The sequence below is a fragment of the Actinomadura sp. CNU-125 genome (assembly GCF_001942465.1).
GTDB lineage: Bacteria > Actinomycetota > Actinomycetes > Streptosporangiales > Streptosporangiaceae > Spirillospora.
Window position 1 is genome coordinate 1 of sequence record NZ_MKJY01000416.1, and the last position, 3,145, is coordinate 3,145.

At 73.9% G+C, this 3,145-nt stretch carries 2 protein-coding genes and 2 pseudogenes; all 4 read left to right on the forward strand.

What is annotated here, in order from left to right:
• Positions 1-241 precede the first annotated feature (241 nt).
• The 4 genes and pseudogenes from BJF79_RS35505 (at position 242) to BJF79_RS35515 (ending at position 2,911) form a co-directional block, all read left to right on the forward strand.
• A complete protein-coding gene (locus BJF79_RS35505) occupies positions 242-862 on the forward strand; it encodes a TetR/AcrR family transcriptional regulator (RefSeq protein WP_075904004.1) in 621 nt (206 codons plus the stop codon).
• Between the two features lie 111 nt (positions 863-973).
• Positions 974-1,288, forward strand: a pseudogene (locus tag BJF79_RS63240) (alcohol dehydrogenase catalytic domain-containing protein); the annotation flags it as partial.
• Positions 1,289-1,398: 110 nt separating this feature from the next.
• Positions 1,399-1,977: a zinc-binding dehydrogenase gene (locus BJF79_RS63245; protein ID WP_262403051.1), complete on the forward strand. Its 579-nt coding sequence runs from the start codon at positions 1,399-1,401 to the stop codon at positions 1,975-1,977.
• A 137-nt stretch (positions 1,978-2,114) separates the two neighbouring features.
• Positions 2,115-2,911, forward strand: a pseudogene (locus BJF79_RS35515) (SAM-dependent methyltransferase).
• The last annotated feature ends 234 nt before the right edge of the window (positions 2,912-3,145 follow it).

The following is a 3,145-nucleotide window of genomic DNA, read 5'->3' on the forward strand; positions in this document are numbered from 1 at the left end:
CAGCCCGTCCCCGGCCGCGCCCCGGCCCGCGCAGATCGCCGCGCACGCCGCCCGCCACCTGGCCTTCCTGCACCGCACCGACCCGGACGCCGCCGAGGCCATCGCGGCCGTCCCCGGCCTCGCCCGCGCCCTGGACCGCTGCTCCCCGGCCCCGGCCGGGCAGCTTCCCGCGCACTGACCGGACACCCCGCCCGGACGCCCCGCGAGGATCGTGTCCGATCGATCACGTAAAGTGATCGACATGGAGGGACCGGAGCTGGACCGGCTGCTCGAAACGGCCGTACGCCTGTTCGCCGAGCTGGGCTACGACGGCACGTCCCTGCAGCTCGTCGCCGACGCCGCCGGGGTCGACGCGGCGACGCTCCGCGAGTTCGTCGGCGACGGCAAGGGCGAGCTGTACCGCAAAGTGATGCGGTACGCCGCCGAGGCCGAGGAACGGGCGCTGGCACCGGCCCTGGCCGCGCTCACCGTCGACCTGCCGGGCTACCTGCGGGTCACGGACGCCTACCTGGACTTCTACACCGAACGCACCGACATCCTGGCGCTGTGGATGCACCGCTGGATGGGCGACGCCGCCGACGTGCCCGGCCTGGAGCAGTACTACACGACGCCCGCCGCGCTGGAGTTCGCCGCCGCCGTGCGTCCCGTGGTCCCGCCCGACCTCGACCCCGACCACGTGATCTGGACGGTCGTGTGGTGCGTCTTCGGCTTCCTCGAAGGCGGCCTCGTCTACAGCGACGGGAGCATCGGCCCGGAGCGGCTGCGCGGCCAGGGCCTGCGCCCCCGCGACCCCGAGTCCGTCGAACGCTTCCGCGCCCACCTGCACCGGCTCGTCGAGCGCATGCTGATGCCCCTCCCCTGACCCGCGCCGCTTCGGTCGTGCCGCTTCGATTCCGCCGCTTCGATGGGCGGCCACCGGGTACGCCGAGGCTGTTCGCTCGCCTATTCACGGAGGTCGGGGGCGATGGCGGAGATGCTGGCCGGACGGCTGGACGTGCGGACGCGCGAGTTCGCCGTCCGGGAGGTCCCGGTGCCCGAGCCCGGGTACGGGGAGGTGCGGATCGCGGTGAAGGCCGCGGGCGTGTGCCTGTCCGACGTCCACCTGATCGACGGCACCCTCGCCCCCCTCTACCTGCGGGGCGACGAGGTCACCCTCGGGCACGAGGTGGCGGGGGTCGTCGAGTCGGTCGGCGCGGGCGCGAGCCGGTTCCGGCCCGGACGGCGCGTGCTGCTGCAGGCCGGCGAGGAGGACCTCGACGGGACGATCTTCACCCGGGGCGTCGACTACGACGGCGGCTGGGCGCAGTTCGCCGTCGCCACCGAGCGGACGGTCGTGCCGATCCCCGACTCGCTCCCGTTCGAGCAGGCGTGCATCATCCCCGACGCCGTCTCGACCCCGTGGGCCGCCGTCGGCGCCACCGCGCGGACGCAGGCGGGGGAGGCCGTCGGCGTCTGGGGCCTCGGCGGGCTCGGCGCGCACGCCGTCAAGCTGCTGCACCGCCTCGGCGCCGCCCCCGTCATCGCGATCGACCCCGTGGCGCCCGCCCGGGAACGGGCGCTGCGGTTCGGCGCCGACCTCGCGCTCGACCCGGGCGCGCCGACCTCCGCGACATCGTCCGGGACGCCACCGGCGGCCGCGGCCTCGCCGTCGCGTTCGACTTCGCCGGCGTCCCCGCCGTCCGCGACCAGGCCCTCGGCACCCTCGGCAAGCGGGGCCGGCTCGTCCTGGTCGGCCTCGGCGGCAGCCCGGTCACGATCGCCCACGACACCCTGTTCAGCTACCTGCGGCAGCAGGTGCTCGGCCACTACGGCTCCGAACCCGAACACGTCGAGCAGCTCGTCCGGCTGGTCGAGCAGGGCCGCCTCGACCTCGCCGAGTCGATCAGCGACGTCCTGCCGCTGGCCGACGCGCCGCAGGCCGTCGAGCGCCTGGTGCGCAAGGAGGGCGCCCCGATCCGTCTCGTCCTGCGCCCCTGAACGCGCCCGTTCGCCGGGCCGGAAGAGAATTCAAAGGACCGCGCCGAACGGCGCCGGGGCCGGTTAGGGAGAAGGCCATTGGAGATACGCTTCAATTGCAACGATCATCACTTGACTCCCCCGAGGACGTGCCCTTCGTGAGCGACACGCCACCGTCCGTCGACCTGCGCACCGACCAGCCGCATCCGGCGCGGGTCTACGACTTCTATCTGGGCGGGAAGGACCATTACGGCGCCGATCGCGAGTTCGGCCAGAAAATCCTGAGCATCTGCGCGCCGCTGCGCCCGCTGGCGCGGGCCAACCGCAGGTTCCTGGCCCGTTCCGTCGGGCTGCTGGCGCGCGACCACGGGGTCCGCCAGTTCCTGGACCTCGGCACCGGGCTGCCGACCTCGCCGAACCTGCACGAGGTCGCGCAGGGCGTCGCCCCGCAATCCCGCGTCGTCTACGTCGACAACGACCCGATCGTCCTCGCCCACGCGCGGGCGCTGCTGACGAGCCGTCCGGAGGGCTCCACCGCCTACATCGACTCGGACGTCGTCGACATCGACCGCATCCTGCTGCAGCGTCCCGGACGCTCGACTTCGACCGTCCGGTCGCGGTCAGCGCGCTCGCCCTGTTCCACTTCCTGCCCGACCCGCGGCCCGCCGAACTGCTGGCCGCGCTCCGCGACCGGCTCGCCCCCGGCAGCTTCCTGACGATCAGCCACGTGCTGCCCGCGCTGCGGGAGGTCGCCGAGGCGTACCAGGGGGCGATGGGGCTCGGCACCCTGCGCGACCGGGACGAGATCACCGCCCTGTTCGGCGGCTTCGAGTTCCTCGAACCGGGCCTGGTCGAGCCGTTCGACTGGCGCCCCGAGCTGGACCCCGCCGAGCAGGAGCCCGGAGACGAGATCGCGGGCCTGGGACTCTGCGGAGTCGCCCGCAAGGCGGGCTGAGCCCGATCGGGCCTCCGCCCCGGGTGCGGAGGCCCGCCCGCCTGCCGCCGGACGGGCCGCCGTCCGCCCGGCGCGACGGCGCTCACCGCCCGGAAACCGTCCGCACCCCACGCTGAACGGCATGCGGACATTGTCGATTTCCAGGGTGACCGAGGCCGGCGTCCATTTCTTCGGTGCGGCCCGCCGTATTGCCGAAGGGGACACGCGGGGGCCGGACCATGCTCGGATCTGAGA